The 960-nt window shown below is 67.9% G+C and carries 1 protein-coding gene; it reads left to right on the forward strand.

The window, feature by feature from the left end; translation table 11 throughout:
- On the forward strand, positions 1-774 hold a 774-nt coding region (locus FREUN1FDRAFT_RS39200; RefSeq protein ID WP_006546013.1), incomplete at its 5' end, for an acyl-CoA dehydrogenase family protein.
- Positions 775-960: the final 186 nt, after the last annotated feature.

The raw sequence follows: 960 nt of genomic DNA on the forward strand, positions 1-960 counted from the left end.
GAGCGGGAGGCGGGATCGGACACCGCCTCGATGCGGACCCGCGCCCGGCTCGACGGCGACCACTGGGTCCTCAACGGCACCAAGACCTGGATCACCAACGCGGGCGAGTCCACCTGGTACACGGTCATGGCCGTCACCGACCCGGATGCGGCGAAGCCCGCCGACGGCATCTCCGCGTTCGTCGTCCGGGCCGACGACCCCGGCTTCGAGGTCGGCTCCAAGGAGCGCAAGCTCGGCATCAAGGGCTCACCGACCCGCGAGATCCATTTCGTCAACTGCACGATCCCCGCCGACCGGATCATCGGCGAGCCCGGCACGGGTCTGCGCACCGCGCTGCGCACCCTCGACCACACCCGGCCGACGATCGGCGCGCAGGCCGTCGGCATCGCGCAGGGCGCGCTGGACGCGGCGATCGGCTACGTGAAGGAACGCCGCCAGTTCGGCCGCCCGATCGCGGACAACCAGGGCGTCCAGTTCATGCTCGCGGACATGGCGATGAAGATCGAGGCGGCTCGGCACATGGTGTATGTCGCGGCGGCCCGCGCCGAACGCGGCGAGCCGAACCTCGGGTTCATCACCGCCGCCGCCAAGTGCTTCGCCTCGGACGTCGCCATGGAGGTCACCACCGACGCCGTCCAGCTCTTCGGGGGCGCCGGCTACACCCGTGACTTCCCGGTCGAGCGGATGATGCGCGACGCGAAGATCACGCAGATCTACGAGGGCACCAACCAGATCCAGCGGATGGTCATGTCCCGGGCCCTGCTCAGAGGCTAGCTCTCCTGCCGCCCCCGCTCGTATGTGCAGACGAGAAGGGCCGGCCGCGCCGAACGCCGGGCACATTTTCAAACCAAGGACCACCGCGCGTTCAGACAAAAGGCGGCGACCGTCTCCAGTCCTGGTGCTGCATCCACCAAGACGTACAAGACCATCCGATCGTTCATCATGGTCAATGAAAGAGAA

Source organism: Parafrankia sp. EUN1f, from assembly GCF_000177675.1.
In the GTDB taxonomy this organism is placed as follows: domain Bacteria; phylum Actinomycetota; class Actinomycetes; order Frankiales; family Frankiaceae; genus Parafrankia.